This is a genomic window from Caulobacter sp. P1_B12_2 (genome assembly GCF_056406675.1).
In genome coordinates, this window is record NZ_JBFTZS010000503.1 from 1 (window position 1) to 3,106 (window position 3,106).

General features: G+C 67.5%; 3 protein-coding genes and 2 pseudogenes. 1 reads left to right on the forward strand and 4 read right to left on the reverse strand.

The window, feature by feature from the left end; all coding sequences use genetic code 11:
* Positions 1–346, reverse strand: a pseudogene (locus tag AC1DZ6_RS22265) (fatty acid desaturase); the annotation flags it as partial.
* Positions 347–579: 233 nt separating this feature from the next.
* Here AC1DZ6_RS22265 and AC1DZ6_RS22270 point away from each other — a divergent pair.
* Positions 580–1,611 carry an LLM class flavin-dependent oxidoreductase gene (locus tag AC1DZ6_RS22270; protein WP_477099304.1) on the forward strand — a complete coding sequence of 344 codons (1,032 nt, stop codon included), beginning with the start codon at positions 580–582 and terminating at the stop codon, positions 1,609–1,611.
* A gap of 71 nt (positions 1,612–1,682) precedes the next feature.
* Here the strand turns inward: AC1DZ6_RS22270 and ssb are convergent, their stop codons facing one another.
* The 3 genes and pseudogenes from ssb to AC1DZ6_RS22285 all read right to left on the reverse strand — a co-directional run.
* A complete protein-coding gene (ssb, locus tag AC1DZ6_RS22275; protein WP_477099305.1) occupies positions 1,683–2,195 on the reverse strand; it encodes a single-stranded DNA-binding protein in 513 nt (170 codons plus the stop codon).
* Between the two features lie 156 nt (positions 2,196–2,351).
* Positions 2,352–2,741, reverse strand: coding sequence for a hypothetical protein (locus tag AC1DZ6_RS22280; RefSeq protein ID WP_477099306.1), 390 nt, complete (start codon positions 2,739–2,741; stop codon positions 2,352–2,354).
* Positions 2,742–2,754: 13 nt separating this feature from the next.
* Positions 2,755–3,106, reverse strand: a pseudogene (locus AC1DZ6_RS22285) (hypothetical protein); the annotation flags it as partial.

A 3,106-nucleotide genomic window follows, 5' to 3' on the forward strand; every position in this document is an offset into this window, starting at 1 on the left:
GGTGCAGGTTGTGCACGCCCTCGTACATCATCGACGGGGTCATCAGCGGCACGCCGATCAGCAGGTTCCAGCCCAGGCGGAAGCCCGGCACGTCCTTGGGGCGCAGGTGGCTGATCTCGTGGATGAAGCTGAGGCCGCGATACAGGGCCAGCAGGCCGACCAGGCCGGCGGCGATCACGAGGCCGGGGCGATGGGCCGTGGCGGCGATCCACAAGCCGCCCCAGGTCGCGGTCGCGGTCAGAACCAGATCGATCCAGTAGATCGCGCGGTTGGGAGTCGTGAGGTCCGCCGTCAGCTTGTGAGCCTGCCGGACCAGACCGCCGTCATTGCCTGGGGTCTCGCCCACACCGTCCTCATGCTTCAGCTTCGTCGCTACGGCGAGGACTTGGGCCTGCCGCCGGCAAAATTCAATCCGCGAACGTCCAAATAAGGGCTCGTCCTTGGCGCCTGCTTCCTAGCGCAAGCCGGTCAGCACTGGAACGCCGACCATTGTCGCACCTTCGCGCGGGCCGGCCCCTATCAGCAACAGTGTTGGTTCCCTATATGGGCCTCGAACCTTTCGCGCGCCCTGGAGATCCGATGACGCAGACGCTGGAACTTGGCCTGGACACCTTCGGCGACGTGACCCGCGGGCCTGACGGCGCGCTGCTGCCGCACGCCCAGGTCATCCGCGACGTCATCGAGGAGGCGGTGCTGGCCGACAGGCTGGGCGTGGACTATTTCGGCGTGGGCGAGCACCACCGGGCCGACTTCGCGGTGTCGTCGCCCGAGACGGTGCTGGCGGCGATCGCCGGGCGGACGACGCGGATCAAGCTGGGCTCGGCGGTGACGGTCCTCAGCTCCGACGACCCCATCCGGGTCTTCCAGCGCTTCTCGACCGTGGACGCGGCCTCGAACGGCCGGGCCGAGGTGACCCTGGGACGGGGCTCGTTCACCGAGTCGTTCCCGTTGTTCGGCGTCGACCTGTCGCAATACAACCAGCTGTTCGAGGAGAAGCTCGACCTTTTCGCCGCGCTGATCCGGCAACCGTCGGTCACCTGGCAGGGCCGCATGCGCCCGCCGCTGGTCGATCAGGGCGTGTTCCCGCAACCGGAATCCGGCGTCCTGAAGACCTGGATCGGCGTGGGCGGCAGCCCGGAATCGGTGGTCCGCGCCGCCCGCTACGACCTGCCGCTGATGCTGGCGATCATCGGCGGTGATCCCAAACGGTTCGCACCCTACGTCGATCTCTATCACCGAGCGTTCGGCGAGCTGGGCCGGCCGGTTCAGCCGATCGGCGTGCATTCGCCCGGCTATGTCGCCGACACCGACGAGCAGGCCCGCGAGGATCTGTGGCCCGACTACAAGGCGATGCGCGACCGCATCGGCGCCGAGCGCGGCTGGCCGCCGATGAACCGCGCCGAGTTCGACGCCGAGGCCGACCACGGCTCGCTGTATGTCGGCGCGCCCGAGACCGTGGCCCGCAAGATCGCCGCGACGGTCAAGGCCCTGGGCGTCCAACGTTTCCAGATGAAGTACAGCGCCGGCGCCCTGCCCCATGACAAGCTGATGCGGGCGATCGAGCTCTATGGCGAGCGGGTCATCCCGCTGGTCCGCGAGATGCTGGCCTAGGCGGCGGCACGAAAACGGCCAGTCCCGTGAAGGACTGGCCGCTTGTCGTCAGTAGAAGCCGAGGCCCAACTCTAGAACGGGATTTCGTCGTCCAGGTCGGCCGAGAAGCTCTCGCGCGGGCCGCTGGGCTGGCTGCGCGGAGCGCCGCCGCCGAAGTTGCCGCCGCCACCGCCGCCGCCGGCGTAGCCTTCGTCATAGCCGCCGCCCTGCGCACCGGCGCCGGCGCCGTCGGCCTTGCCGCCCAGCATGGTCAGTTCACCACGGAACTTTTGCAGCACGATCTCGGTCGAATACTTCTCGACGCCCGAGGCGTCGGCCCACTTGCGGGTCTGGATCGCGCCTTCGATATAGATCGTCGAACCCTTGCGCAGATAGCTCTCGGCCACCTTCACAAGGTTGTCGTTGAAGATCACCACCCGGTGCCATTCGGTCTTTTCCTTGCGCTCGCCCGAGGTGCGATCGCGCCAGGATTCCGAGGTGGCCAGGCGCAGGTTGGCGACGCGGTCGCCCGAGCTGAGGGTGCGGATTTCGGGATCGGCTCCGAGATTGCCGACCAGAATGACCTTGTTGACGCTGCCCGCCATGGGGAAGATTCCTTTTCACGCCCGGCGACCAACGCGCCGGCATCTGAGGCGGACGTTAACGGGTTCTTAAAAGTGAAATCAAGCTTTGTTCCACAAATGTTCTTGTGGATCGAGCCGGTTATCCCCGGGTTTGAAGCGCGGCCCTGCTCGTGCGTCCTATTGGGCCGGCATCGCACCGGGAACGGCCAGGCGGCCGTCGCCCGTGCGGACCAGCGACATGAATCGGGCGCCCTCATAGGTGTCGCCCAGATAGATGCCTTCTTTCTGCAGGAAGATGAACTTGCCCTGATAGGCGCCGGTCATCTCGCGGTTGGGGCTGCCCAGACGCGCGAAGCGCAGGCGCATGCCCTCCAGTTCGGCCGCGCAGAGCTCGAGGCTCGGGACGTTCTGGGCCACGGGGTTGAACTTCAGCGTGCCGTCCTTCTGCTCGATCACGTGCAGGCAGACGCCGGCTTCGAACGGGGCCTTGGTCTGCTTTTCGCAGCCGGTCAGGCCGACGGCGGCGGTGGCGGCGATGAGCGAGAGGGCGACGACGGAAAGGCGCATGCTTGAGATCTCTCTAGGCCGACGGGATGGAGCAATTGGGCCCCAGCTCGATGATCGAATGGAAGGTGCGGTTGTCGGACGAGGATTCGATCTTGCCCGGCACCAGGCGAAGGGTCTCGGAGCCCCAGCGGCCGTAGGTCGCCCCACCGGCCTTCTCGCACTTGCCGCCCGAAATCTGCTGAGCGCAGGCGTTGACGGTGATCTCGCCGGGCAACTTGCGCCATTCCCCGCCGGCATAACGCCAGCAGACGGCCAGGGGCGCGCTCGAGACGGCCGGAGTCGGGGCGGTCGGGGCGGCGGGCGGCGCGAGCACGGTCGGCGCCTCGGCGGGCGGCGGCAGCGGCGTCAGCACCAGGCCGGCCTGG

Coding starts and splice junctions, on each gene's coding strand:
- AC1DZ6_RS22270 (WP_477099304.1), top strand. CDS start 580: ATGACGCAGACGCTGGAACTTGGCCTGGACACCTTCGGCGACGTGACC.
- ssb (WP_477099305.1), bottom strand. CDS start 2,195: ATGGCGGGCAGCGTCAACAAGGTCATTCTGGTCGGCAATCTCGGAGCC.
- AC1DZ6_RS22280 (WP_477099306.1), bottom strand. CDS start 2,741: ATGCGCCTTTCCGTCGTCGCCCTCTCGCTCATCGCCGCCACCGCCGCC.